This is a genomic window from Aquimarina spongiae, assembly GCF_900141785.1.
GTDB classification, from domain to species: domain Bacteria; phylum Bacteroidota; class Bacteroidia; order Flavobacteriales; family Flavobacteriaceae; genus Aquimarina; species Aquimarina spongiae.
The window spans coordinates 240,031-265,310 of record NZ_FQYP01000007.1; the positions used below are offsets into that span (position 1 = coordinate 240,031).

Sequence of the window (25,280 nt, forward strand, 5' to 3'; positions counted from 1 at the left end):
TATGGCAAAAAGCAAAGGAGCAGGTTGTTTTACTTTTCCTGCAATTGTATTGACTGCAATTGTTGGAAGTAGTTTTGTAAAAGCTTTTTTGCCCATTTCTACTTTTTACGCTTTTCTTTTACTATTATTTTTAATCTCTTTGGTTTACGGAAGACTTCTTCACAAACAACATCAAACCTCTCCTTGGAAATATGTAATTTATAGTTCCTTATTTGCTACTTTTCTTACTGGTATGGGTTATGTTTTCAAGAACGCAACAACTGCTATAACAACAGATAAAAAAGATATTTCAGAGGAAATTTACAGAGAAAAAATAATTGAAGATGGAGATTCTATCGTGCTTCTCAGTCAACATAGAACCTGGAAAAACAATTATGGAGATACGTTTGAAGGCGATTTCTCGGTCAGGGAAAAGGATTATGTAGTATCCAAAAGAAAATATGCGAATCAAAGTAGTACATTTAAGCGATTTTCCTGGGGTGATTTGTATCAGCACCTTGCCAAAACAGATGGCCCCAAATTGGATTTGATACTACACCGTCTGTTAGAAATAAAAACCAATCACAAACTCAATCAACTGGAGTTTGCCGACGTAGTGGTGACTTTTATTCAAGATATTCCTTATGCTTTGGTCTTTGAAACCGCGTGTGAAGCACCAGAAAAATACGAACCTTCTATTCGGGATATTTTGGTAAAATGTCCAGACTGTTGTATTGGAGAAATCCCTTTTGGCGTACAAAACCCTGTAGGGTTTATGGGGAATCTAAAAGGAGATTGTGATACGCGAACAGTCATTATTTATACAATTCTAAGTCATTTTGGATATGATGTAGCCATACTGAACAGTGATTACTACAGGCATTCTATTCTGGGATTAAATGTTCCCACAAAAGGAGTTTATAAATTACATCAGGGAAAACGTTATTATGTTTGGGAAACTACCAACAAATATTTTACCCTTGGCACATTACCCAACAATTTTAAAAATATCAATCATTGGTATGTAATGCTTACAAATACACAACAACATGCAAACTAAATTATTAACCCTTGCTTTTATAGAAATAGCACTAGCTATATTGATATCGGTACTGATTCTTTTTATCTCTTTCAAAATATTACAAAGAGTATTTTTTAAAGATGTAGCTCTGGGAGAGAACAACATGGCATTTTCTGTATTCACTGCAGGAATTATTTTATCTATCGGCATTATTTTGAGTGAGATCATCCCTTCGATCACCAATATTGTTCGCTTATCTATGTCTACAGAAGACGAAATCTCATTTGGTAAGATCATACAATACTCTGGTCTATATCTTTTGATTGGTTTTGGTTTTGCCGTAGTGATCAACACCTCTGTATTTTTACTTTTTTCTGCACTCACCAAAGGTGTTAATGAATTCAAAGACATACAACGCAATAATCTGTCAACGGCCATAGTGGTAAGCGCTACTTTACTTTCGATTACTTTGATCGCCAAAGACAGTATAAGTTTATTAATAAGCGCCTTGGTTCCTTATCCTGAAGCTTCTAATTTCCTGATGTAACTCCTTAAAAATCTTATAAGTATGTTAAAATTGTAATGAACCATTTTTTTTACGACTCAATAGGTGTAACCAAATGAGACAACAAAAAATGAGACAATATTTAACCACAATACTATTAATTTTTGCGACCGTAGTAAGCGCTCAGCAAATCGATTATAACACCAAGAAAAGTTTTATTGCCGAAGGATATGACGTAACGGAATACTTTAATAATAAAGCCGTAAAAGGAGAAAGTAAATATACCGCTACACACGACGATGTAAAATATAAATTTGCAAGTCAACAAAACCTGAACAAGTTCAAAAGTAACCCAGACAAATATGTCCCTCAGTATGGAGGTTATTGTGCCTATGCTGTAGCAGTAAATAGCGAAAAAGTAGATATCAACCCCAAAACCTTCGAAATACGAGACGGAAAACTGTATTTATTCTATAACTCTTGGGGCATTAATACCCTGGATAAATGGAATGACGAAGGTGCAGATAAATTAAAAGTAAAAGCAGATACGAATTGGCAAAATATAAAAGCCAAGAAGTAATAAAGATCTTTTAAACCAGTTGCGTCGAACTGTTTTAATTGCTAAGTTTTTTTCAATAATTGATTGGTTAGTTGACAAAGCCTACCTCGCTTAAGGGTAGGCTTTGTTTTTTATGTTTTGATCTATACGGCTCTAATTACGAAGTAGTTCTTTTTTCCTCTTTGCAATAAAACGAATTGATCATTGATCAAATCTTTCTCTGAAATGGAAAAACTATCATTCACTTTTTCCTTATTCACCGAGATTGAGTTTTCTTTCAATGCTCTTCGGGCCTCTCCATTAGATTTCAGAAAACCAGTTTTTTCTGCCAAGGCTCCAATAATATCCAAGCCTTCTGAAATTTCATTTTTTGATACTTCAGCCTGAGGTACTCCATCAAAAACATCCAAAAATGTGGCTTCATCCAACTCCTTTAGATCTGAAGAAGTAGATTTCCCAAATAAAATACTAGACGCTTTTATCGCATTATCCAAATCCTCTTGAGAGTGCACAATCACAGTTACCTCATCTGCCAATTTCTTTTGTAAAATTCGCATATGTGGAGCCTCTTTATGCTCCTCAATCAACTTTTCTATTTCTTCTTTACTCAAAAACGTGAAGATCTTGATATACTTTTCAGCATCTTCATCACTGGTATTGAGCCAATACTGATAGAATTTATAAGGAGAAGTTCTATTTGCATCCAGCCACACATTACCTCCTTCTGATTTTCCAAATTTGGATCCGTCGGATTTTGTAATTAACGGGCACGTTAATGCATATCCTTTACCTCCAGCGATTCTTCGTATCAATTCGGTTCCGGTGGTGATATTACCCCATTGATCGCTTCCTCCCATTTGCAAGGTACACTCATGTTCACGATACAAATGCAAAAAGTCATACCCTTGCACCAGTTGGTAAGTAAACTCTGTAAAAGACATTCCTTCTGACGATTCTGAAGAGATTCTATTTTTTACAGAATCCTTGGCCATCATATAATTTACAGTGATATGCTTACCAACATCTCTAATGAAACCTAGAAACGAAAATTCTTTCATCCAATCGTAGTTGTTCACCAACACCGCAGCGTTTGGCCCATCACTTTCGAAATCAAGAAACCTACCTAGTTGTTTTTTGATAGCTTCCTGGTTATGTCGTAGTGTTTTTTCATCAAGAAGATTACGTTCTGCAGATTTCCCAGAAGGATCACCGATCATCCCTGTTGCTCCACCAACCAACGCAAAAGGTTTATGCCCTGCTCTTTGATAGTGAGCCAATAACATGATGGGTACCAGATTACCAATATGCAAAGAATCTGCTGTTGGATCAAAACCTACATATGCAGATCGCATTTGTTCGTTAAGGTATTCTTCTGTACCAGGCATCGCATCGTGCAACATCCCTCGCCATTGTAATTCTTCGATAAAATTCTTGATCATTTTGTAACGTTCTTTTTAAGAGCGACAAAGATAAAAATAAGGACGAGATGATGCTATAGGAACCTAATAGAATTCATAAGTTAAAAATAACCCCCATAAAAAAGTAACATTTTTAGTTACTTTGCTATTAACCTTTGAAGAACATATAATTATCATTATGACTCGACAAAAATTACCCCTTTTGATTAAGATATCATTGATCTTACTTTTTACTTTAGCTTGTAATCTTGTCAATGCCCAGGTAGAGAAGGACACCCTATTGGCTGCTCTGTATTTTAAAAAAGCCCAATCATTTTTAAAAGCAAGAACTTTAGATAGCTCAATTGTATATTTTAATAAGGCTTTACCACTATATAAAAATGCAAAAGCTTGGGAAAAGTTAGCCAATTGTCACAATGGGATTTCCGAAAACTTATGGAGAAAAAAAGATCTCGACAGCTCATATAAAGAGGCCAATAAAGCTTTAGAAATTTGTTTACATTATTTGAAAAAAAACACAAGGCACGAAGCCTATGCTTATGACAATATTGGTAATTATTACGAAAATATTTCACAATTAGATAAAGCTCTAGCATACTACCAAAAAGCTTTAAACATTCAAAAGAAAATATTAAATGCTAACCATCCCGACATTATTAGATCTTACAATAATTTCGGTTTTTTTTACCGCACACAAAGAACATATGATAAAGCAATTTTCTTTTTTCAAAAAGCTCTAAAAACTTATCAAAACATTTATCCCAATAGCCACAAAGAAGTTCTTCAGTCCGTAGTAAATATTGCTTCATGTTATTTAGATGCCCAAAATTATGACAATGCTTTACGTTACTACAAGATGGCTTTAAAAATGAGTAAAGAGCTAGAAGAGCAAAGAATAAAAGTCACTTGTATTACCAAAATTTGTGAAATCCAAACAATTAAATCTCTCTATCAAGAATCAATTACAAATGCGAATATAGCATTAGAAATCATTAACAAGAACTTTAGTTCAGACTTCATATTAATTGGTTCTGTATATGGCAAATTAGCTACCAATTATTATTACCTAGGCGAATATAAAACTGCCCTTGATTACGTCAAATTGCAGCTAGAAGCAACAGAGAAACACTATGGTAGTGATCATGATTTTGTAGCTCAATTGACCGGAAATCTTGCTGTGATGTATATAAATCTTGGCGACTTTAGGACAGCAATCAAATACTACAAAAAAGGGTTAGATATCTTAAATAACTCTCCTAAAAAAAACATTGATCTGCTAGCCACCGGATACAATAATATTGGGAATGCCTATAGAAACTTAAGGGAGTTCGAAGCTGCCATGCAATATTTTGAAAAAGCTCTGGAAGTGGCTAAAGAAACCTATTTAGAAAGTCGGGATAATATTAGTGGATCATATATGGGAATGGGAATTGTATATCAACGAAAATCTCAATTTAATAGGTCTTTGGAATATTTTTTTAAAGCTTTAGATATAAAACTTCAGATTTTTGATGAAAACAGCATTCCGATATCGGATTTATACCAAAGTATGGGATTAGCTTTTCAACACAAAGAGGATTATGAAAATGCATTAAAATATTCTAAAAAAGCTCTTAAAATAAAACAATCGAAATTGGTTAACAATCATCCAAATATAGGAGATTTACTTAATAACATCGCAGACATTTATAATTCCAAAAAGGAATATGCTAAAGCTATAGAATACAATGAAAAGGCCCTAACTGTGTGGATCAATGCTTACGGAGAAGATCACGCACGCATCCCTTTTTCATACATTAATTTTGCAAACTCTCATATGGGTCTTAAAAATTATGAAAAAGCATTACTTTTTTTAGAAAAGGCTCTTCATATTAGGCTTGCTGTTTATGGAGATTTCAATATCGAAACAGCTAAGGTTTACTCAAAAATGGGCGATTTATTTTATGAAAACACGGATTTTAACAAAGCTGCAAAATACTATAAAAAGTCAATATCTTCACTATGTACATCTTACAAAGAGATATTAGAAAATAGAGTTGATGATTTTGATAGTTGTAATGATGCAAACACAGTTATATATGCATTAAATGGAATTGCCAAGGCGTCTAAATCGATTTATTTGGAAACAAAAGATTTAAACCAATTAAAAAACTGTATTTCAGCATATACAATTGCGGATAAATTAATTCATAACACCAGAAAAAAAACAAACAATTTTCAAGACAAAATATTATTTTCTGATAGAGTTCAGGAACTTTATGATGGGGTTTTAGAATCGTATTTTTTACTGCTTAAAGAAGATAATAAAAAAGAATTCGCAAAACAAATGTTCTACTACAATGAAAAAAACAAATCAAATACTTTATTAGAAATCCTTAACAAGTCTTATCTTCTATCTTTTAATGATATCTCTTCAGATCTACTGGATTTGGAAAAACATCTTAAATCTGATTATTCTTTTTATCAATCAAAGGTTAATGAAATTGTAAACAACACTGATCAAGACACCCTTGATCTTTCTCTTCATAAAAATAAACTATTTAGCATCGCAAGGAGCCAAGATTCTTTACAAAAAGTTATTGAACAAGAATATCCCAAATATTATCAACTAAAATACCAAAATCATATTACCGAAATCCGTGACATTCAACACCGAATAAACAAAGAAACTACTCTTCTCGAATTTTTTACTACCAACAGCGGTGTTACTTATGCTTTTACTATTTCAAAAAACAATTTTGTAGTCAAGAAACTTAATACTCCAGGATTAAATGATCAAATAGAAGCCTATCGTAAGGCGATCACATCAAAAAATACAAAGAATTTCAAAACCCTATCGCACGCCTTACACCAGTTGTTAATTGCTCCTGTAAAAGATCAGCTTGATGGAGACCAACTGATCATTGTTCCCGACGGACCGCTTTGGCATCTTAATTTTGATCTGTTGCTTACCCAAAATGATCCATCAAACAACCCGAAAAACTTCCCTTATCTTTTAAAAGAGTATGCTATTAACTATGCGAATTCTGCAACGCTTTTGTTTAAAACTCAAACGACCAAAAGAACGAATAAAACCCTGCAGGAGTGTCTAGCGTTCTCGTTTTCTGATAGCACCAATACTAATGACAATACAATGGTGAGTCTTGCCACCCTTCGTGACACCGGAGACGATTTACCTGGAACTCGTGAAGAAATTAGAGCGATCTCTAACATTATAGATGGGCAATATTTTTATGGATCTCAAGCCATAGAAACTAACTTCAAAAAGAATGCAGAAAAGTATAACATATTGCACCTGGCATTGCACGGTGAAGTAGACAACGAAAGACCAGAAAACTCACGGCTGTTTTTTACCAAAAGTAAAGACACCCTAGAAGATAATTTGTTATACAGTCACGAATTATTTGCCCTAGATATTCCTGCAGAGCTAACGGTATTAAGTGCTTGCAATACCGGTACAGGAAAAATCGCTAAAGGTGAAGGAATTATGAGTTTAGGAAATGCATTTCAGTACGCTGGAACCAAAAGTTTATTACTCGCCAGCTGGGAAGTATCAGACCAAACTACTCCAGAGTTAATGAAATATTTTTATACCAACCTTAAAAAAGGAATGCCAAAAAGCAAGGCTTTACAACAGGCTAAATTGAGTTATTTACAATCGGCTAATGTAAATCGCACTCATCCTTTCTATTGGGGAGCTTTTTACCTAGTTGGAGAAGATACACCTATCAACTTTTCTAATAATCAGATATGGTACTGGGGTATTGGAATTGGTGTTTTAGCACTACTTTTAGGGATATATTTTATCTATCAAAGAAAGATGAAAAATCCTCATATACGAGCTTAATTCATTACTTTAGCATTGCAGAACACACACTATGGTTTTAGTAACAGGAGCAACAGGCCTGGTAGGCACACACTTATTAGTTCAACTTGTAGAGGAGAAGTTACCTGTACGTGCCCTGTACCGCTCTGATCGTAAAAAGGAATATTCTCGAAAAATCTTTTTATACTATTTACCCAATCAAGAGGCTGCATTTGAAGCTATCGAATGGGTACAAACAGACATTAACAATGTACCTGAGCTATCCGAAGCTTTTGTAGGGATCACCAAAGTATATCATTGCGCTGCAAAAATTAGTTTTAACCCTTCTCATTTCAAAAAACTACGCAAAGTAAATATCGATGGTACTGCAAATATCATCAATCTTAGCTTAGCATATGGCGTTAACAAAGTATGTCATGTAAGTTCTATTGCTGCTCTTGGAGAAAACACCTCAGGCAGCTCTGCCGACGAGACTTCTGAATGGAATCCAGAAGCTTTAAACTCTGTCTACGCCATTACAAAATATGGTGCCGAAATGGAAGTCTGGAGAGGCGTTCAAGAAGGTTTGGATGCTGTAATTGTAAATCCAGGCATCATTATAGGCCCAGGGTTTTATGATGGAGGCAGTGGATTTTTATTTAAAAGAATTCACGCAGGCATGAAATATTACACTTCAGGAACATCAGGTTATGTAGGCGTAAATGACGTGATTACTTGCATGTACAGATTGATGGAAGAAGATCATAAAAATGAACGTTATGTACTAGTAGGAGAGCACTTAAGCTATCAGGAAGCATTCTCAAAGATTGCTTTGGCTTTACAAAAACCTGCTCCTACAAAGCTAGCCACGCCTTTCTTGCTAAACTTTGCCTATCAATTACAACGAATAAGTCATTTTTTATTCAGAACAAAACGGTCCATTTTTAAGTCTTCAATACGAAGTGCACTATCCACCTCCTATTACAAAAATGACAAAATCAAGAAGACTTTAGATTATAAATTCGAACCTGTACAAAAAGCTATTGAAGAAGCTGCTACTCTTTTCCTGAAAGGTTATTGAATCGCTTTACTCGAGCTTTTTCCATTTCTTCTTCGATAGCTCGGTTTTTAGCGTCATCAATCTCTAACTCTTCCTTTTTATTTTTTTTATTCTTTTTATCCTTTTTATCGTCTTTCTTATCACCCGTGGCTTTTTTGATGGAATCTTGCACCTTTTTGATCGAGTCTTCCTCTTTTTTCAGTTTTTCAAACTTTATTTTAGAAACCTCTATATTGCTTTTTACTACGGTAAACATTTCCTTATAACGCTCTAATTGCCCTCCATACCATGCATTATTTTCGGCAAATACGATACTATCCACTCCATACTTTCTTAAAATATAAGATTCAGGATTGATCCCTTTTTCATCAAATACCTTTCTACTAGAAGTTTTTGCAGCTCGTATAAAAGCAATGTCGGTAAGGATATCGATCATAAGCTCCTCCTCCAAAACGGTTTCCGGTTCTTCGGGAGTATCAATACTCTGACAGGAGAGTACGCATAGGATAAATATTGGTATTAACTTCTTCATTATCTCGTAAACGTTAATCGCTTTCCATTTTTTACATCATACCATTTAAAGTTCTTATAGACTAAGCTTCCATTGATAAAGGTATGTGTAATTCTTGACTTAAAGGTGGTTCCCTCAAAAGGAGACCAACCACATTTGTACGCTACATTTTCCTTATTTACCGTCCATGGCGCATTAAGATCCACCAAAACGGCATCAGCAAAGTATCCTTCTTTAATATACCCTCGTTTTTCTACCTGAAACAATCTTGCAGGACTATGACACATTTTTTCTACAATCTTCTCTAGGCTGATTTTACCTTGATGATAAAACTCTAACATCGCCGGTAACGCGTGTTGTACTAATGGGCCTCCCGAAGGCGCTTTGGTATATACATTATCCTTTTCTTCCTTGGTATGTGGTGCGTGATCGGTTGCAATCACATCAATAGTATCATTTAACAAAGCTTCGAACAAAGCTTCTCGATCTTCAGCTGTTTTTACTGCAGGATTCCATTTGATCAACGTGCCTTTTTCTTTATAGTCTTCTTCAGAAAACCATAAATGATGAATACATACTTCGGCGGTAATTTTTTTCTCTTCTAATGGTATTTTGTTGGTAAACAACTCCATTTCTTTGGCGGTAGACAAATGGAATACATGAAGACGAGCTCCTGTTTTCTTCGCCAATTCGATCGCCCTGGAAGAAGACAAGTAACATGCTTCTTCACTTCTTATCTTAGGGTGAAATTCGATAGGAATATCATCCCCATATTTTTCCTTGTAAGCGGCAGTATTATCTCTTATTGTCTGTTCATCCTCACAGTGTACAGCGATTAATAAATCCGTAGAAGAAAATATCTTTTCTAGTACCTCAGGATTGTCAACCAGCATGTTTCCTGTAGAAGAACCCAGAAACAACTTTAGACCTGCTACGTTTTTTGGATTTACCTTTAAAATCTCTTCGAGGTTATCGTTGGTGCCTCCAAACATAAACGAATAATTCGCATAACTGGTTTTGGAAGCTATGGTATATTTTTCCTCCAAGCGTTCTATAGTTGTCGCTTGAGGAACCGTATTCGGCTGTTCTATAAACGAAGTAATCCCTCCAGCAACTGCGGCTCTTGATTCTGTTTCAATCGTTGCTTTGTGCGTAAGTCCCGGTTCTCTAAAATGAACCTGATCATCGATTACTCCAGGGATCAGGTATTTCCCTTCGGCGTCAAAAATATGTACATCGGGAGATTTGGCACTAATCTGAGGTGCAATTTCTTTAAACACCCCTTTTTCTATATATACATCCCCATTAGTAATTTTTCCTTCGTTTACGATATTGGCATTCTTGATAAGCACACTATCCATAATCATATTTCGTAACTTTTAAATAAGCTTTTCAATTTCATTGTTATCACTCCAAATACAGCTTCAGAAATAATTCCTTTACTCATTTTGGAATTTCCTCTGGTTCTATCAGTAAAAATTACCGGAACCTCTTTTATTTTAAATTTCAGTAAATAGGCTTTGAATTTCATTTCGATCTGAAAAGCATACCCCATAAACTTAATTTTGTCGAGATTAATGCGTTGCAATACCTCTCTTTTATAACAGATAAATCCTGCGGTTGTGTCATGAATATCCATTCCTGTAATAAAACGTACGTATCTAGAGGCAAACCACGATAGTAAAACTCTGCTCATTGGCCAGTTTACCACATTAACACCTGTAACATATCTAGAACCAATGGCAACATCAGAACTACCTTTCGCACACGCATTATACAATCGAATCAAATCGTTGGGATTATGTGAAAAATCTGCATCCATTTCAAAAATGAATTCGTAAGATCGTTCTAAAGCCCATTTGAAACCAGTTATGTAAGCAGTGCCTAAACCCAATTTCCCCTCTCGTTCTACCAAAAACAAACGTTCTGGAAACTCGGATTGCATTTTTTTCACTTCGGCAGCCGTTCCATCAGGAGAATTATCGTCTACAATCAAAATATGAAAACCTCTTTGCAGAGAAAACACATTTTTGACGATACGTTCTACATTTTCAATCTCGTTATAGGTAGGGATTATGACTACAGCATCTACCATCTAGGCTATTTTTCACGCAAATATAGGCAAATAATTACTAGATATTTTTTTGTTTTTATAAGTTAATTGATTGTAATTTTAGCCCTGCATATATTATGGAATTCATCACCAGAGAAATACTATCAACCAATTGGCTTACCATTTTGATTTTGGCATGCCTCTCTCTGTTGGTTGCAGCAAAGCGTCTCAATGCTCTACGATTTAACGAGTTTATTATGCTTTTTAGCACCAATAAATACATCCTGTCAAGTCAAAAAGCAAATCGTCTTTCTACTGTTTTTAACAGTCTTTTGTTACTCATGCAAATTGTTTCAGTATCCCTCTTTTTATATCTTGGAGTAGGGGTATTCCAATGGGAAGTACAATCTTTAGAGCTTAATTTATTTTTTAAAATTGCCATTGTATACACCTTTATTGTGATTTGTAAATTATTGATAGAAAAAATAGTAGCTACCATTTTTTCTATCGATACCGTGATCGACGAATATCTATTTTATAAAGTTTCTTACCGTAATTTTATGGGGCTGATATTACTTCCCATAAATATTGTATTTATATATACATTTCAAGCCTCCCAAATTGCCTTCTTAATCATATTTATTCTTTTGGTTATTTTGAATATGATCGTTATGATTTCTTTTTACAAGAAAAATGAAAATATCATTTTAAACCACTTGTTTTATTTTATTTTGTATCTTTGCGCACTTGAAATCGCACCTTATTTTATACTATACAAGCTGGTAAGTTAAATAGGATTTAGGAACGTTAGAAAAGAATAATATATGAAAGTGAAAACAATTTTGGTCTCACAACCAGAGCCTAAAGTAGAAAATTCACCTTATTTTGACTTAGAAGAAAGGGAAAAAGTAAAAATCGACTTTATTCCTTTTATTCATGTAGAAGGAGTAGATGCAAAAGAAGTAAGGCTGCAGAAAGTGGATTTATCACAATACTCTGCTATTATTCTTACAAGCCGGAACTCTGTAGACCATTTTTTCAGAATTGCTGAAGAAATGCGTTACAAAGTACCTGATACTATGAAATACTTCTGCCAAAGTGAGGCTGTAGCATATTACTTGCAGAAATATGTAGTATACAGAAAAAGAAAGATTTATGTAGGTAAACGTACTTTCCAGGAATTATCTCCATTAATCAAGAAGTATAAAAACGAAAAATTCTTATTACCGTCTTCAGATAAACTAAAACCAGAAATTCCTAATACTTTAGATACGCTGAAAGTAGATTGGAAACAAGGTATTTTTTACAAAACTGTAGTAAGTGATCTTTCTGACCTAAGAGATGTATTTTATGATGTTCTTGTATTTTTTAGCCCATCAGGCATAAAATCGTTGTTCGAAAACTTCCCTGATTTCAAACAAAACAACACTCGCATCGCAGTATTCGGAAATTCTACTGTAAAAGCTGCAGAAGAGCATGGATTGGTAGTAAACATTCAGGCTCCAACTCCAGAAACACCATCAATGACTATGGCACTTCAGAAATACATTAAAGAAGTCAACAAAAAATAGATAACCGGAAAAAACCAGGTTATCCAACAACTAACTAAAACAAAAAAGGGTTTGAAATTATTCAAACCCTTTTTTAATACATCATTATCTATAGTTCTTAGAATCCATATCGCTGAGGCCCTCCTCTTCGGATCTCCTCATTTGCATAGGTTTCAAACTTTTTGAAATTCTCTCTAAACGCATTCGTTAATTTGAATGCTGTAGTATAATATGCCTCATCATCATTCCATGTTGCTCTAGGACTTAAAACGGTATCAGGAATTCCTGGGCAAGTTCTAGGCTGCGCCACTCCAAATACCGAGTGAATATGATAATCATCATAAGAATACAGTCCTAAATCACCATTCAATACTGCTTGAATCATTGCACGTGTATATTTCAACTTGATACGTGTTCCTACTCCATAAGGTCCACCAGTCCATCCTGTGTTCACCAACCATACATTAACTCCGGTTTCCTGCATCTTCTCTATCAGCATCTCTGCGTACTTTGTAGGATGCAAAGGCATAAACGGAGCTCCAAAACATGCAGAAAAAGAAGGCTGTGGCTCTACCACTCCTGCCTCTGTACCTGCCACCTTTGCCGTATATCCTGATATGAAATGATATGCTGCCTGACTAGGTGTTAATTTTGAAATCGGAGGCAATACTCCAAAAGCATCTGCCGTAAGGAAAAATATGTTTTTGGTATCCTTCCCAATAGAAGGTATCTGAATATTTTCAATATGATGAATAGGGTAACTTACTCTGGTATTCTGCGTAATAGAAGTATCAGCAAAATCAACCTCGCCATTACTATCTATGATCACATTTTCAAGAATAGCTCCTTTTTTGATTGCACCATAGATCTCTGGCTCTTTCTCTGAGGATAGATCAATTACTTTTGCATAGCAACCTCCTTCAAAATTGAATATGGTGTTCTCATTGGTCCATCCGTGCTCATCATCACCGATCAGCTTACGATTAGGATCAGTAGAAAGTGTAGTTTTACCTGTTCCCGAAAGCCCAAAGAAGATTGCAGTATCTCCTTCATTACCAATATTCGCTGAACAGTGCATTGGTAATACATCACGTTCTACAGGAAGAATAAAGTTTAAAGCAGAGAAAATACCTTTTTTGATCTCACCAGTATATCCTGTTCCTCCAATAAGTGCAATTTTTCTTCCAAAATTTAAAATCGCAAAGTTATGCTGTCTGGTTCCATCAACACCAGCATCCGCCATAAAACCAGGCGCATTGATTACTGTCCACTCAGGGTCAAAATCTTTTAACTCTTCTGCAGTAGGCCTTAAAAACATATTATAAGCAAACATGTTCGACCACGGATATTCGTTGATCACACGAATATTTAATCTATATTCTGGATCAGCACAAGCGTAACTATCTCTTACATAAATTTCCTTTCCAGACAAATACTTAGTTACCTTGTCATAAAGTTTATCAAATGCTTCCGGTTCAAAAGGAATATTAATATCACCCCACCAAATCTTGTCTTTGGTGATATCATCTTTCACAATAAAACGGTCCATAGGAGATCGTCCTGTAAACTCTCCTGTTTTGATCGCTAATGCTCCCGATTTAGTGATTTCTCCCTGGCCCTTTTTTACTACCTCTTGTTCTAATTCTTCAGCAGACAATTGGTAGTGCATAGTAGCATCTTCAATACCGTAATTCTTTAACGAAAACGTTTTCGTAGTTGGATACAGTGTTCCCATAAAAATATGTTGTGTATGTTATGTACGTGCAAAATTATAAATAATAATTACACTAACCTTCAAAAATTTGACTTAATCTTAACAAGGGATATAATAAAGAAAATCCATCCAAAAATTAACAAAAAACCTCCCATAGGTGTAATAAAGCCAATACTTGACAAAGAAATCCCTAACACTTCATCCAACACCAAAAGGTATATTGATCCTGAAAAAAGAGCAATTCCAGCCACAAAAAGATAAAAGATTCGTTTTTTGGAAGAAGATTCTAAAACCTTCATATTCCCTAAAATAATGCATACTATGGCATGATACATTTGATATCGCACTCCTGTATTAAATGAAGCAATGTTATTGGCATCCACTAGTTTTTCTAAGCCATGTGCTCCAAAAGCACCAAAAAGTACTGCGATCAAAGCAAGAGATGCGCCGGTAATCAAAATTGTTTTGTTCATTATCGTTTCGATTCAATTTGACTATTGATTGAGATAAAAAAGAAATTTTAAACACAAATTTACCAGAAACATAACGAATGTAATAGGATAGCATTCTTATTTTTTTAGGTATTTACTACATTCGTATTAAAGTTATCAAAATAATCGGCTATGCGTAACATCTTAGTTATTGGCGCGGGAAAATCTACTGCGGTGTTAATCAAGTATTTTCAGGATAAATCCATCAGCGAAAACCTATGTATCATTATAGGAGATATTTCGTTGCAAAATGCAGAAAAGCTGGCTGGTGATCACCCCAATACCAAAGCCATTGTGTTAGATGTTTTTGATGGAGATTCAAGACAAAAAGCGATTTCAGAAGCAGATATTGTTATTTCTATGTTGCCCGCACGATTTCATATAGAAGTGGCCAAAGATTGCCTGAAATTCGGTAAAAACATAGTTACTGCCTCGTACGTAAGTCCTGAAATGCAAGAATTACATGAGGATGTGAAGCGCAAGGGGCTCTTATTTATGAATGAAATAGGTGTTGACCCGGGAATTGATCATATGAGCGCCATGCAAGTGATAGATCGTATTAGAAACAAAGGAGGAAAAATGATTCTTTTTGAATCCTTTACCGGTGGTTTGGTAGCTCCTGAAAGTGATTCTAATCTATGGAACTATAAGTTTACCTGGAACCCTCGTAATGTTGTCGTGGCTGGACAAGGTGGAGCAGCGAAGTTCTTACAGGAAGGTGCTTACAAATACATCCCTTATCATAAACTGTTTCGACGAACTGAGTTTTTGGAAGTAGAAGGATATGGCAAATTTGAAGCTTATGCCAATCGAAATTCTCTGAAGTATCAAAGTATTTATGGTCTTGATGATATACTTACGTTGTATCGAGGAACGATCAGACGTGTTGGATTCTCCAGAGCGTGGAATACTTTTGTTCAATTAGGGATGACCGCAGATGACTATACTATCGAAAATTCTGAAAACATGAGTTATCGGGATTTTATCAACTCTTTCTTAGCCTATTCTCCCACAGATTCTGCAGAACTAAAACTACGCCATTATCTAAAGATCGATCAAGACGATATTATGTGGGAAAAATTGCAAGAGCTTGATCTCTTTAACCCAAATAAGAAAGTAGGAATCGCCAATGCTACTCCTGCTCAAATTCTTCAAAAAATACTTACCGACAAGTGGAGCTTGGATCCTGAAGACAAAGATATGATTGTGATGTATCATAAATTTGGTTACGAACTTGACGGGAAAAAACAACAAATCGATGCCACCATGGTTTGTCTTGGAGAAAATCAAACCTATACCGCAATGGCCAGAACCGTTGGCCTTCCCGTAGCAATGGTCGCTTTAAAGATCTTAAATAATGAAGTTTCACTAACAGGAGTACAAATTCCTATCCACAAAGAGGTATACGATCCTATTCTTCAAGAATTAGAAGATTACGATATCATCTTTAAAGAAAAAGAACGAGACTATTTAGGTTATAATCCAGATGGTGTAAAAGGATAACACCCTTAATTACAACTTACAAATTTCTTCATTTGTAAGTTTTTAACTTTCTTTTCTACTATAGAATTGTATTTTTGATTAAAAATTGCAATCTCAATTCTATGAAAAACCAAAATACTACCTTAAAAATTGATGGTATTGACAAAGAAATTTTGCGTAATCTTATGGAAGATGCCCGCAGGCCTATTTTGGAAATAGCAAGAAAAGTAGGTATCTCTGGTGCAGCAATCCATCAAAGGCTACGTAAAATTGAAGCTTCAGGACTTATTGCGGGTTCTAAATTCATTATAGATCCAAAAATCCTAGGATATAAAACCATGGCATTTGTGGGTGTGTTTTTGGACAAAGCCGTAAGCAATCCCAAAGCTGTAAAAGAACTGAAAGAAATCCCAGAAGTTATCGAGTGTCATTATACAACAGGAAATTGGTCGATATTCATTAAGATACTATGTAAAGACAATGAGCATCTAATGAATGTTTTGAATAAAAATATACAAGCTATTGAAGGTGTTTCGCGTACAGAAACTTTCATTTCTCTCGACCAACAAATTGATAGACAAATCAATATCTAAAAAAACCTCTCGCATATCACACAAGAGGTCTTTTCATATTCAAATAAAGTATTTTTAATCTCTTCTACCCATAAATATGGATATAAAATAAAGCAAGGTCGCTAAAGAACCAAGTGCGGCTACTACATAAGTTCTGGCAGCCCACTTTAATGCATCTTTTGCACCGGCATGCTCTTCTGAGGTAAGCATTCTATTATTCTCTAACCAAGCCAAAGCTCTATTACTGGCATCATACTCTACAGGAAGGGTAATAAATGCAAATAGGGTAGTTACCGCAAATAGCAGTATCCCCACTAGAAATATAGTATTCCCTAGCAACATTCCTGAAGCCGAAAGCACTAAACCAGCCATAATAACGATATTCGATAATTTACTCGCCATGCCTACCGCTGGAACGATCTTAGATCGCATCGTCAACCAACTATAAGCAGTAGCATGTTGTACCGCGTGTCCTACCTCGTGTGCAGCAACCGCAGCAGCAGCAGCATTGCGTTGATGATACACTCCTTCACTTAGATTAACAGTCTTTTTTAGAGGGTTATAGTGATCGGTAAGCATCCCTGGTGTAGAAATTACCTGTACATCGTTAATACCATTATCCTGTAACATTTTGGTAGCGATTTCTGCGCCACTCATACCGTTACGAAGATGAATTTTAGAATATTCTTTAAACTTGCTTTTGAGTCTATTGCTTACAAAAGAACTCACCAAAAAGATGATTCCTGCAATGACATAATATCCCATCATAACTTTTACTTTTTATCGTATTAAATGTACAATAAAAAAAGCAAAAACCTCGCCAAAATGACGAGGTCTAAGGTTAAATAAACTTGAGTTAGCCAATAAGTCGAGTTTAACTTATATAATCATTTACGTCGTGTAATGAAAGCTCAAAAGCCTCTGAAATAGCGGGATACACTACATCTCCATTAATGACATTTAATCCTTTTTTAAGTGGTTCATTCTCTGCACATGCCTTCTTCCAACCTTTATTTGCTAATTGAACAGCATATGGCAAAGTGACATTCGTAAGTGCCAAAGTAGAGGTATATGGCACCGCTCCTGGCATGTTTGCCACAGAATAATGCACTACATCATCAATAATATATACTGGGTCCTGATGCGTTGTTGGCTTGGTCGTCTCAAAACATCCTCCCTGATCTACTGCAACATCAACCAAGACAGTTCCCGGACGCATTTCTTTCAACATATCACGAGTGATTAATTTTGGTGCTTTGGCACCAGGAATCAATACTCCGCCTACGATCAAATCTGATGTCTTGATATGCTTACGGATGGTATACTCGTTTGAATATTCTGTATTAATATTGGCAGGCATCACATCATCCAGATATTTCAATCGTTTTGGACTGATATCAAGAATGGTTACATCTGCCCCCATACCTGCAGCCATTTTTGCAGCTTGAGTTCCTACTACACCACCACCAAGGATCAATACTTTGGCAGGTGCTACACCAGGTACACCTCCTAATAGAATACCTCTTCCTTTTAAAGGTTTTTCTAAATATTTAGCACCTTGTTGGATAGACATTCTTCCAGCAACCTCGCTCATAGGAGTTAACAACGGTAAACTACGATCAGGATCTTCAACAGTTTCATAAGAAACACAAACTGATCCACTATCGATCATTGCTTTGGTTAACACCTCACTAGAAGCAAAATGAAAATAGGTAAATAACAATTGATCTTTCTTGATCAATTTATATTCTGGCTCAATAGGCTCTTTTACCTTGATGATCATTTCAGCTGTTTGATAAACATCCTCAATAGTCGGCAAAATTTTTCCTCCTGCACTTATATACTCTTCATCACTAAATCCACTCTGAAGACCAGCATCCTTTTGAATATAAACAGTATGACCATGTCTAACCAATTCCATAGTCCCAGCAGGTGTTACGCCTACTCTGTTTTCGTTATTCTTGATTTCCTTAGGAACACCAATTATCATATTCTTATTTTTTGGTCGAAAATAGCTGTTTTTATGAAATAAAACAATAAATACCCCTTCAAAAATATTTTATTGATAATTTTGATAGGTTTTAATTTAAATTGTTAAAAATTAGCAAACCTTCTAATTTTTATTAATTTTTATATCGGATTTTAAAATAAAGAAGAAGTATTCCGGAAATTGCAGTAACAAAGTTAGCCAGGATAATAGGAAAACTATCTATTAAAAAACCATAAACTAACCAGCTGAGCACACCCGAAACAAAAATGAGCAACATCGATAGCGACAAACTATCGGTAGATTTTGTTTTCCAGGTTTTATACACCTGTGGTAAAAATGCCGCGGTGGTTAAGATGGCGGCAATCAACCCTAATAGCTCTACAAAATCGAACCCTAGCAATAACAGATGCATAAAATAAACAGTCAACATATACTTCATTTCCCTAAACCATTGAAAAATTGTTGCTTCCCAAGCAAAAAAATAATATCTTAATCAAATATAATTTTTTTCTAAAACAGAAAACCAATGAAACACAGAAATAACAATTCGTTAAAAAAATGGGGCGTAAAAGAATTGAACAAAAGTGCTTTAGCAATGGTATTTGGAGGAACTGCTACCACTCCACCAAAGGAAGATGAAATTGTTGAATTTAAACAGGGAAATGACAGAGTAGTACGCAAAAAACCAGGAAGAACAACCTACTAATTCGATATATTTAAAAAAGAAGACCGCTTTTACGTAAAAGCGGTCTTCTTTTTTTATTTCATCTAGTAAATTTTATCATCCCACTACATTCACAATCTTACCAGGAACAACTATTACCTTTTTAGGTGCTCTTCCGGCAAGTTGCTGTTGTGTTTTTTCGTGAGCCATTACTGCAGCTTCTATATCCTCTTTACTCATATCTAATGGCAACTCTAATTCGAATCGTTTTTTACCGTTAAAAGAAATAGGATACACCTTTGCACTTTCAACCAAGTGTGAAGCGTCAAATTGTGGAAAAGAAGTCGTTGAAATCGAATTTTCATGTCCTAATCGACTCCACAATTCTTCTGCAATATGTGGCGCATATGGCGAAATCAACACCAACAGCGATTCTAAAACCTGTCTGCTTTTACACTTTTGAGCAGTTAATTCATTCACAGCAATCATAAATGTACTTACCGAAGTATTGAAGGAGAAGTTTTCTATATCTTCTTCTACTTTTTTGATCGTTTTATGCAATGTTTTCAGATTCTCTTTGGTGGGCTCGGCATCCGTAACCTCAAAAGTATCTCCGTTATGGTATAACTTCCATAATTTTTTAAGGAAAGAATGCACTCCAGTGATCCCAGCCGTATTCCATGGTTTTGCTTGCTCCAATGGTCCCAAAAACATCTCGTACAAACGTAAGGTATCTGCTCCATAATCATTACAAATATCGTCTGGGTTAACTACGTTAAACCATCTTTTCGACATTTTCTCGACCTCTCTCCCTACAACGTATTTATCATCTTCTAACAAGAACTCTGCGTCTTTAAATTGAGGTTGCCAGTTTCTCAAAGCCTCAACATCCAACTCATCAGAACTATTGATCAAATTCACATCTACACGTAGCTCTTCTGTCTCATGTTGATCCTTTAATCCTTTACTTACATAGGTGTTTGTTCCACTCACCCGATACACTATCGCACTCGTTCCCAGAATCATTCCTTGGTTAATCAACTTTTTGGCAAACTCGTCTACAAGCACATATCCATGATCAAACAAGAATTTTTGCCAAAAACGAGCATACAACAAATGCCCTGTAGCGTGCTCGCTACCTCCAATATATAGATCAACCTCCTTCCAATAGGTAATTGCTTCCTTAGAAAAAACTTCTTCCTCGTTATGAGGATCCATATATCTATTAAAGTAATATGAGCTACCTGCCCAACCTGGCATGGTATTCAATTCTAAAGGAAATACTGTTTTATGATCAATTTGATCATTGGACACTACCTCATTGGTATCGGTATTCCATGCCCAAACCGTTGCCCTTCCTAAAGGAGGTTCTCCAGTCTCGGTTGGCAAATATTTTTCTACCTCTGGCAATTGTATCGGTAAATGTTCCTTAGCAATCATTTGTGGCATTCCGTCTACATAATAGACCGGGAATGGTTCTCCCCAATAACGCTGTCGGCTAAATACCGCATCACGCAATCTATAGTTGATCTTTCCTTCTCCCTGACCTAACTTTTCTAACTCCTCAATCGCTTTTTTGGTAGCTTCCTTATAGCTCAATCCATTCAAGAAATCAGAATTAGCGATTACCGTAGTGTCTTTGTCGGCAAAAGCTTCTTCAGAAATATCAACTCCATCAAAAATATTAGGGATAGTAATATCAAAATGCTTGGCAAAATCATAATCTCTTTGATCTCCACATGGTACGGCCATTACAGCACCGGTACCATACCCCGCCAAAACATAATCCCCAATCCAAACCGGGATCGACTCTTTGGTAAAAGGATGCTCTGCATAAGCCCCTGTAAACACCCCGCTAATCGTTTTTACATCTGCCATACGCTCACGTTCACTTCGCTTGGCTGTGGCTTCTATATAAGCTTCAACTTCTTGCTTTTGATCAGCAGTTGTGATTTTTTGCACCAATTCGTGTTCTGGAGCCAAAGTCATAAAACTAACTCCGTAAATAGTATCAGGACGTGTAGTAAATACTTCAATTACTTCATTGTGATCTTTTACATTAAAAACCACACTTGCTCCTTGTGATCTACCGATCCAATTGGTTTGGGAATCTTTTAATGGCTGTGGCCAATCAATAGTTTGCAATCCATCCAATAAACGTTGTGCATATGCCGAAATTCGCATACTCCACTGGGTCATTTTTTTACGAATCACCGGGTAACTCCCACGTTCTGAAACACCATTTACAATTTCATCATTGGCTAATACCGTTCCTAATTGTGGACACCAATTTACCTCTGTCTCTGCCAAATAAGTAAGTCTGTACTTTAACAACACCTCCTGCTTTTCTTTTGAAGAAAAGGCATTCCACTGATCTGCACTAAAAATGGTAACATCTTCATCACAACTAGCGTTTATCGTTGCGTTTCCTTTTTCAGAAAAAATAGCTTCCAAATCAGTAATAGCTCTGGCCTTATCGCTATCAAAATCATACCACGAATCAAAAAGTTGGATAAAGATCCATTGTGTCCATTTATAAAAAGAAGGGTCACTGGTTCTTACCTCACGACTCCAATCAAAAGAAAATCCAATTTTATCTAATTGCTCGCGATATCTAGTGATATTTTCTTTGGTAGTAATAGCCGGATGTTGACCTGTTTGTATGGCATATTGCTCTGCAGGTAATCCAAAAGAATCATACCCTTGCGGATGCAATACATTAAATCCTTTATGTCTCTTATAACGAGCATAAATATCGCTAGCGATATATCCCAGAGGGTGCCCAACATGCAAACCTGCTCCAGATGGATATGGAAACATATCCAGAACATAATATTTTGGTTTAGAACTGTTATTCTCTGCTTTGAACGTTTGGTTCTCTGCCCAATATTTTTGCCATTTGGCTTCTAGGGAATTAAAATCGTAGCTCATCAATCTAAAATTAAGATCGCAAATTTACGATTTTATGCGAGTTAAACAGACTTATCCTATTAAGTAATTATCATTTCACTACGCTTTCATTTCTTTTGCTTGTCCAAAAGAAACGAAGTAAAGAAGAAGACTCCTTTTAAACGCTCTGCTTTTTAGAAACCTCCTAACTTCTCGCTTTGGCCTCTATAGGCTGTAAACAACTGTAAATAAAAGAATTTACTGGTGTTTCAATTCCTAGTTTTTCTCCTTCTTTTACAATAAATCCATTGAAGTTATCCAATTCTGAAGGGCGCCCTTCCAAAATATCACGTTGGGTAGAGGCCGTAGAATCGTAAGGTTGTTTACCGATAAAACTCATAATACGAGAAACCAAATCATCTGGCAATTGCACACCTTTGGCCATCCCCACTTTAAAAATTTCTGTAGCTGTTTGTTCTAGAATGGATTTTGTCCCGATGTTTTCATACATTTCTCCTATAGTGATGCGAGTAAGTGCGCCCAATCCACTTACCGTAGCAATAAACATAAATTTACTCCAGATATCTACATAAATATCTTCAGAAATGGTATTTCGAAATCCTGCAGTATCGAATAACTGTTTTATCTTTTGTATTCTCTCCGTTTTGTTTTTGTCAATCTCTCCAAAAACAACCTCAGGGTCATGCCCAAAATGCGAAATCACTCCATAATCTTCAATTTTACTATAGATTTTGCACAATCCTCCTACGACATGTTTTGGTGGCAAAACCGAAAGCAATTTTTCGATATTATCTGCTCCATTTTGTAATGGCATTACCACGGTACCCTCTTTAAGTAAAGGGATTACCATTTTTGCAGCGGCTATTACCTGCCAGGATTTGGTGCAAATCAAAATAAGATCTGCCTTTTCAACTTCACCAATATCATCGGTTACCATATATGGATGAGTTACAAAATCACCTTGTATACTTTTTACTTGTAGTCCATTATTTTGTATAGCTTCCAGATGTTGCCCTCTGGCTACAAGCGTTACTTTTTGATTTGAATTAGAAATCTTTCCTCCAAAATATCCCCCAACACCGCCAACTCCAATAATAACTGTGTGCATTATCTATGGTTTTGTATGATTAAAACTGTTTGTTGACTAAAAAATAGCTTTCTTCTACTCCTTTATACAAAAAAGGAAAGCGCTTTTCTGTCCTTGTAAAAATATCGTAAATAAGAATGCGTTATTCACTTATCAAAGTTAGTTAAGTTTACTATTTTTACTGCAAAATATTTCTTTATGAGTTCTTCTTTCGAAAAATATCAAAAACGACGGCTAATCTCTTCCTATTTTTCGGTGGTTATTAGTATATCGTTAGTGCTATTTTTATTAGGGCTCTTAGGTCTTTTGGTACTTAACACCAAAAAAGTAGCCGATCACTTCAAAGAAAAAATTGCGCTAACCATCTATCTAAAAGATACCGCCAAAGAAATTGAAGTAAAACAACTGGAGAAAACACTGGCTTTGGCAGAATATACAAAATCCACTCAGTTTATATCTAAGGATGTGGCTGCCGAAGAACACAGCAAAGATATTGGAGAGAATTTTATGGAATTTCTTGGGTATAACCCATTACAAAACTCTATCGATGTCTATCTGAAAGCCGATTTTGTTGATCCGGCCAAAATAGAGGAGATTTCAAAATCTATTACCAAAAAGAATTTTGTAGACGAAGTGATTTATGACAAGCCTCTAATTTCTTTATTAAACGACAATATCAAGCGAATAAGTTTTTGGGTATTGCTAGTCAGTGCTATTTTTACTTTTATCGCAGTGTTGTTAATCAACAGTTCTATTCGATTATCGGTGTACTCCAAACGTTTTATTATAAAAACCATGCAGATGGTAGGAGCGACCAAAAAATTTATCCGAAAACCATTTGTTTGGAAAAGCGTTCGCCTGGGTATGATCGGTGCTATTGTAGCACTAATCGGAGTAGGTGTTGTGTTGTATTATCTAAATAAAACATTCCCTGAATTAGCCCTTCTGGAAGACAAAATTCTGCTGGTCATTTTGTTTGCAGGTGTTTTTGGAATTGGAGTAGTTATTACCTGGATCAGTACTTTCTTTGCCACTCAGCGTTTTCTTAATCTTAGAACAGACGAATTATATTACTAGCCATGATAGGACCTATAGAATGGAATGTTGATCCCGAAATCATAAAATTATTCGGCATTTTTCCTTTAAAATATTACGGCCTTCTGTTTTTGACAGGGATTATATTATCCTATACCCTGGTTAAATACATGTATCAGACCGAAAAAGTTCCTGTAAAGGATCTAGAAAAACTTTCTACCTATCTTTTTGTTGGGATTTTTGCGGGAATGCGTCTTGGTCATTGTCTGTTTTACGACTTTGAGTATTTTTCTCAACATCCTCTAGAGATATTTTTGCCTTTTCAAATTGTTGACGGCACCTGGCATTTTACCGGATTTACGGGTCTAGCCAGTCATGGAGGTAGTATTGGAGCGATAATCGCAGTGTTTTTATATGTCTACAAATACAAAGCTCCTCTATTCTGGATTTTGGATCGAATTGCAATGGTTGCTCCTGTAACCGGAGCTTTTATCCGCTTCGGAAATTTTATGAATTCTGAAATTTATGGCAAACCTACTGACGGTAACTACGGAGTTATCTTTGTCCGAGACGATTTAATTGCCAGACACCCAACCCAATTGTATGAAGCTTTTTCATATCTGATTATCTTCGGAATTGTTTGGTATTTGTATCAAAAAACGAATCTTAAAAACCGCAAGGGTGTGCTATTTGGACTAGTAATCGCTTTGGTATTTATCATGCGATTTATTATTGAATTCTACAAGGAGAATCAGGTTGCTTTTGAAGATGCAATGGCATTAAACATGGGACAATGGTTAAGTATTCCTTTTATTCTATGCGGACTCGTTTTGCTTGTATTCGGACTACGTAAAAACAAAGTAACTGCTTAGTC

The 25,280-nt window shown here is 35.6% G+C and carries 23 protein-coding genes; 12 read left to right on the forward strand and 11 right to left on the reverse strand.

Features of this window, described 5'->3' with window-relative positions:
- Position 1: 1 nt before the first annotated feature.
- From BUE24_RS16860 to BUE24_RS16870, 3 genes are all read left to right on the forward strand, one after another.
- Positions 2–1,039, forward strand: coding sequence for a hypothetical protein (locus BUE24_RS16860; RefSeq protein ID WP_073318313.1), 1,038 nt, complete (start codon positions 2–4; stop codon positions 1,037–1,039).
- Positions 1,029–1,547, forward strand: a complete 519-nt coding sequence (locus tag BUE24_RS16865) for a DUF350 domain-containing protein (protein WP_073318316.1) — start codon at positions 1,029–1,031, stop codon at positions 1,545–1,547. The genes BUE24_RS16860 and BUE24_RS16865 overlap by 11 nt, the downstream gene beginning before the upstream one ends.
- 88 nt (positions 1,548–1,635) lie before the next feature.
- Positions 1,636–2,085, forward strand: a complete 450-nt coding sequence (locus BUE24_RS16870) for a YHS domain-containing (seleno)protein (protein WP_073318319.1) — start codon at positions 1,636–1,638, stop codon at positions 2,083–2,085.
- Positions 2,086–2,207: 122 nt separating this feature from the next.
- On the opposite strand, the gene tyrS is transcribed toward BUE24_RS16870, so the two are convergent.
- Entirely contained in the window at positions 2,208–3,503 is a 1,296-nt protein-coding gene (gene tyrS / locus BUE24_RS16875) for a tyrosine--tRNA ligase (RefSeq protein ID WP_073318322.1), read from the reverse strand.
- A 181-nt stretch (positions 3,504–3,684) separates the two neighbouring features.
- Between tyrS and BUE24_RS16880 the strand changes: the two genes are divergently transcribed.
- Both BUE24_RS16880 and BUE24_RS16885 read left to right on the forward strand, forming a co-directional pair.
- The gene (locus BUE24_RS16880; RefSeq protein ID WP_170864619.1) at positions 3,685–7,329 is read left to right on the forward strand and encodes a tetratricopeptide repeat protein; all 3,645 of its coding nucleotides are present in this window, start codon (positions 3,685–3,687) and stop codon (positions 7,327–7,329) included.
- Between the two features lie 31 nt (positions 7,330–7,360).
- A complete protein-coding gene (locus BUE24_RS16885) occupies positions 7,361–8,368 on the forward strand; it encodes an NAD-dependent epimerase/dehydratase family protein (RefSeq protein WP_073318328.1) in 1,008 nt (335 codons plus the stop codon).
- On the opposite strand, the gene BUE24_RS16890 is transcribed toward BUE24_RS16885, so the two are convergent.
- Genes BUE24_RS16890 through BUE24_RS16900 form a run of 3 tightly spaced genes read right to left on the reverse strand, consistent with a single transcriptional unit; the run spans position 8,343 to position 10,953 of the window.
- A complete protein-coding gene (locus tag BUE24_RS16890; protein ID WP_073318332.1) occupies positions 8,343–8,879 on the reverse strand; it encodes a DUF4296 domain-containing protein in 537 nt (178 codons plus the stop codon). The two genes, BUE24_RS16885 and BUE24_RS16890, sit on opposite strands and share 26 nt — an antisense overlap.
- Entirely contained in the window at positions 8,879–10,219 is a 1,341-nt protein-coding gene (locus tag BUE24_RS16895; RefSeq protein ID WP_073318686.1) for a dihydroorotase, read from the reverse strand. Before BUE24_RS16895 ends, BUE24_RS16890 begins: the two co-directional genes overlap by 1 nt.
- A gap of 2 nt (positions 10,220–10,221) precedes the next feature.
- Positions 10,222–10,953 carry a polyprenol monophosphomannose synthase gene (locus BUE24_RS16900; RefSeq protein ID WP_073318335.1) on the reverse strand — a complete coding sequence of 244 codons (732 nt, stop codon included), beginning with the start codon at positions 10,951–10,953 and terminating at the stop codon, positions 10,222–10,224.
- A gap of 95 nt (positions 10,954–11,048) precedes the next feature.
- Here BUE24_RS16900 and BUE24_RS16905 point away from each other — a divergent pair, with 95 nt between their 5' ends.
- Positions 11,049–11,702, forward strand: a complete 654-nt coding sequence (locus tag BUE24_RS16905; RefSeq protein WP_073318338.1) for a DUF4271 domain-containing protein — start codon at positions 11,049–11,051, stop codon at positions 11,700–11,702.
- Positions 11,703–11,735: 33 nt separating this feature from the next.
- Positions 11,736–12,482, forward strand: a complete 747-nt coding sequence (locus tag BUE24_RS16910; protein WP_073318341.1) for a uroporphyrinogen-III synthase — start codon at positions 11,736–11,738, stop codon at positions 12,480–12,482.
- Positions 12,483–12,579: 97 nt separating this feature from the next.
- Here BUE24_RS16910 and pckA read toward each other — a convergent pair whose 3' ends face one another.
- Both pckA and BUE24_RS16920 read right to left on the reverse strand, forming a co-directional pair.
- Positions 12,580–14,196 carry a phosphoenolpyruvate carboxykinase (ATP) gene (pckA, locus tag BUE24_RS16915; protein ID WP_073318344.1) on the reverse strand — a complete coding sequence of 539 codons (1,617 nt, stop codon included), beginning with the start codon at positions 14,194–14,196 and terminating at the stop codon, positions 12,580–12,582.
- Positions 14,197–14,255: 59 nt separating this feature from the next.
- On the reverse strand, positions 14,256–14,648 hold the full coding sequence (locus BUE24_RS16920) for a DUF423 domain-containing protein (RefSeq protein WP_073318347.1): 393 nt from the start codon (positions 14,646–14,648) through the stop codon (positions 14,256–14,258).
- Between the two features lie 150 nt (positions 14,649–14,798).
- Here BUE24_RS16920 and BUE24_RS16925 point away from each other — a divergent pair, with 150 nt between their 5' ends.
- Together BUE24_RS16925 and BUE24_RS16930 are read left to right on the forward strand one after the other, a co-directional pair.
- A complete protein-coding gene (locus BUE24_RS16925) occupies positions 14,799–16,169 on the forward strand; it encodes a saccharopine dehydrogenase family protein (RefSeq protein ID WP_073318350.1) in 1,371 nt (456 codons plus the stop codon).
- Between the two features lie 101 nt (positions 16,170–16,270).
- Positions 16,271–16,741: an Lrp/AsnC ligand binding domain-containing protein gene (locus BUE24_RS16930; protein WP_073318353.1), complete on the forward strand. Its 471-nt coding sequence runs from the start codon at positions 16,271–16,273 to the stop codon at positions 16,739–16,741.
- A 54-nt stretch (positions 16,742–16,795) separates the two neighbouring features.
- Here the strand turns inward: BUE24_RS16930 and BUE24_RS16935 are convergent, their stop codons facing one another.
- The 3 genes from BUE24_RS16935 to BUE24_RS16945 all read right to left on the reverse strand — a co-directional run bounded on the left by BUE24_RS16935 (position 16,796) and on the right by BUE24_RS16945 (position 19,149).
- Positions 16,796–17,488 carry a zinc metallopeptidase gene (locus BUE24_RS16935; RefSeq protein WP_073318356.1) on the reverse strand — a complete coding sequence of 231 codons (693 nt, stop codon included), beginning with the start codon at positions 17,486–17,488 and terminating at the stop codon, positions 16,796–16,798.
- A gap of 106 nt (positions 17,489–17,594) precedes the next feature.
- The gene (gene ald, locus BUE24_RS16940; protein WP_073318360.1) at positions 17,595–18,710 is read right to left on the reverse strand and encodes an alanine dehydrogenase; all 1,116 of its coding nucleotides are present in this window, start codon (positions 18,708–18,710) and stop codon (positions 17,595–17,597) included.
- A gap of 133 nt (positions 18,711–18,843) precedes the next feature.
- Positions 18,844–19,149, reverse strand: coding sequence for a SemiSWEET family sugar transporter (locus BUE24_RS16945; RefSeq protein WP_244548167.1), 306 nt, complete (start codon positions 19,147–19,149; stop codon positions 18,844–18,846).
- Between the two features lie 87 nt (positions 19,150–19,236).
- On the opposite strand from BUE24_RS16945, the gene BUE24_RS16950 reads away from it, so the two are divergent.
- A complete protein-coding gene (locus BUE24_RS16950; RefSeq protein ID WP_073318363.1) occupies positions 19,237–19,416 on the forward strand; it encodes a hypothetical protein in 180 nt (59 codons plus the stop codon).
- Positions 19,417–19,491: 75 nt separating this feature from the next.
- Here BUE24_RS16950 and leuS read toward each other — a convergent pair whose 3' ends face one another.
- The gene (gene leuS, locus BUE24_RS16955) at positions 19,492–22,305 is read right to left on the reverse strand and encodes a leucine--tRNA ligase (protein WP_073318366.1); all 2,814 of its coding nucleotides are present in this window, start codon (positions 22,303–22,305) and stop codon (positions 19,492–19,494) included.
- Positions 22,306–22,468: 163 nt separating this feature from the next.
- A complete protein-coding gene (locus BUE24_RS16960) occupies positions 22,469–23,392 on the reverse strand; it encodes a ketopantoate reductase family protein (RefSeq protein WP_073318369.1) in 924 nt (307 codons plus the stop codon).
- 177 nt (positions 23,393–23,569) lie between these two features.
- Between BUE24_RS16960 and BUE24_RS16965 the strand changes: the two genes are divergently transcribed.
- Both BUE24_RS16965 and lgt read left to right on the forward strand, forming a co-directional pair.
- Positions 23,570–24,448, forward strand: a complete 879-nt coding sequence (locus BUE24_RS16965) for a cell division protein FtsX (RefSeq protein WP_073318371.1) — start codon at positions 23,570–23,572, stop codon at positions 24,446–24,448.
- Positions 24,449–24,450: 2 nt separating this feature from the next.
- Positions 24,451–25,278, forward strand: coding sequence for a prolipoprotein diacylglyceryl transferase (gene lgt / locus BUE24_RS16970; protein ID WP_073318374.1), 828 nt, complete (start codon positions 24,451–24,453; stop codon positions 25,276–25,278).
- Positions 25,279–25,280 lie beyond the last annotated feature (2 nt).

What these genes read in the sequence shown, in the direction of transcription:
- BUE24_RS16860 (WP_073318313.1), top strand. Translation starts at nt 2, where the DNA reads ATGGCAAAAAGCAAAGGAGCAGGTTGTTTTACTTTTCCTGCAATTGTA.
- BUE24_RS16865 (WP_073318316.1), top strand. Translation starts at nt 1,029, where the DNA reads ATGCAAACTAAATTATTAACCCTTGCTTTTATAGAAATAGCACTAGCT.
- BUE24_RS16870 (WP_073318319.1), top strand. Translation starts at nt 1,636, where the DNA reads ATGAGACAATATTTAACCACAATACTATTAATTTTTGCGACCGTAGTA.
- tyrS (WP_073318322.1), bottom strand. Translation starts at nt 3,503, where the DNA reads ATGATCAAGAATTTTATCGAAGAATTACAATGGCGAGGGATGTTGCAC.
- BUE24_RS16885 (WP_073318328.1), top strand. Translation starts at nt 7,361, where the DNA reads ATGGTTTTAGTAACAGGAGCAACAGGCCTGGTAGGCACACACTTATTA.
- BUE24_RS16890 (WP_073318332.1), bottom strand. Translation starts at nt 8,879, where the DNA reads ATGAAGAAGTTAATACCAATATTTATCCTATGCGTACTCTCCTGTCAG.
- BUE24_RS16895 (WP_073318686.1), bottom strand. Translation starts at nt 10,219, where the DNA reads ATGGATAGTGTGCTTATCAAGAATGCCAATATCGTAAACGAAGGAAAA.
- BUE24_RS16900 (WP_073318335.1), bottom strand. Translation starts at nt 10,953, where the DNA reads ATGGTAGATGCTGTAGTCATAATCCCTACCTATAACGAGATTGAAAAT.
- BUE24_RS16905 (WP_073318338.1), top strand. Translation starts at nt 11,049, where the DNA reads ATGGAATTCATCACCAGAGAAATACTATCAACCAATTGGCTTACCATT.
- BUE24_RS16910 (WP_073318341.1), top strand. Translation starts at nt 11,736, where the DNA reads ATGAAAGTGAAAACAATTTTGGTCTCACAACCAGAGCCTAAAGTAGAA.
- pckA (WP_073318344.1), bottom strand. Translation starts at nt 14,196, where the DNA reads ATGGGAACACTGTATCCAACTACGAAAACGTTTTCGTTAAAGAATTAC.
- BUE24_RS16920 (WP_073318347.1), bottom strand. Translation starts at nt 14,648, where the DNA reads ATGAACAAAACAATTTTGATTACCGGCGCATCTCTTGCTTTGATCGCA.
- BUE24_RS16925 (WP_073318350.1), top strand. Translation starts at nt 14,799, where the DNA reads ATGCGTAACATCTTAGTTATTGGCGCGGGAAAATCTACTGCGGTGTTA.
- BUE24_RS16930 (WP_073318353.1), top strand. Translation starts at nt 16,271, where the DNA reads ATGAAAAACCAAAATACTACCTTAAAAATTGATGGTATTGACAAAGAA.
- BUE24_RS16935 (WP_073318356.1), bottom strand. Translation starts at nt 17,488, where the DNA reads ATGATGGGATATTATGTCATTGCAGGAATCATCTTTTTGGTGAGTTCT.
- ald (WP_073318360.1), bottom strand. Translation starts at nt 18,710, where the DNA reads ATGATAATTGGTGTTCCTAAGGAAATCAAGAATAACGAAAACAGAGTA.
- BUE24_RS16945 (WP_244548167.1), bottom strand. Translation starts at nt 19,149, where the DNA reads ATGAAGTATATGTTGACTGTTTATTTTATGCATCTGTTATTGCTAGGG.
- BUE24_RS16950 (WP_073318363.1), top strand. Translation starts at nt 19,237, where the DNA reads ATGAAACACAGAAATAACAATTCGTTAAAAAAATGGGGCGTAAAAGAA.
- leuS (WP_073318366.1), bottom strand. Translation starts at nt 22,305, where the DNA reads ATGAGCTACGATTTTAATTCCCTAGAAGCCAAATGGCAAAAATATTGG.
- BUE24_RS16960 (WP_073318369.1), bottom strand. Translation starts at nt 23,392, where the DNA reads ATGCACACAGTTATTATTGGAGTTGGCGGTGTTGGGGGATATTTTGGA.
- BUE24_RS16965 (WP_073318371.1), top strand. Translation starts at nt 23,570, where the DNA reads ATGAGTTCTTCTTTCGAAAAATATCAAAAACGACGGCTAATCTCTTCC.
- lgt (WP_073318374.1), top strand. Translation starts at nt 24,451, where the DNA reads ATGATAGGACCTATAGAATGGAATGTTGATCCCGAAATCATAAAATTA.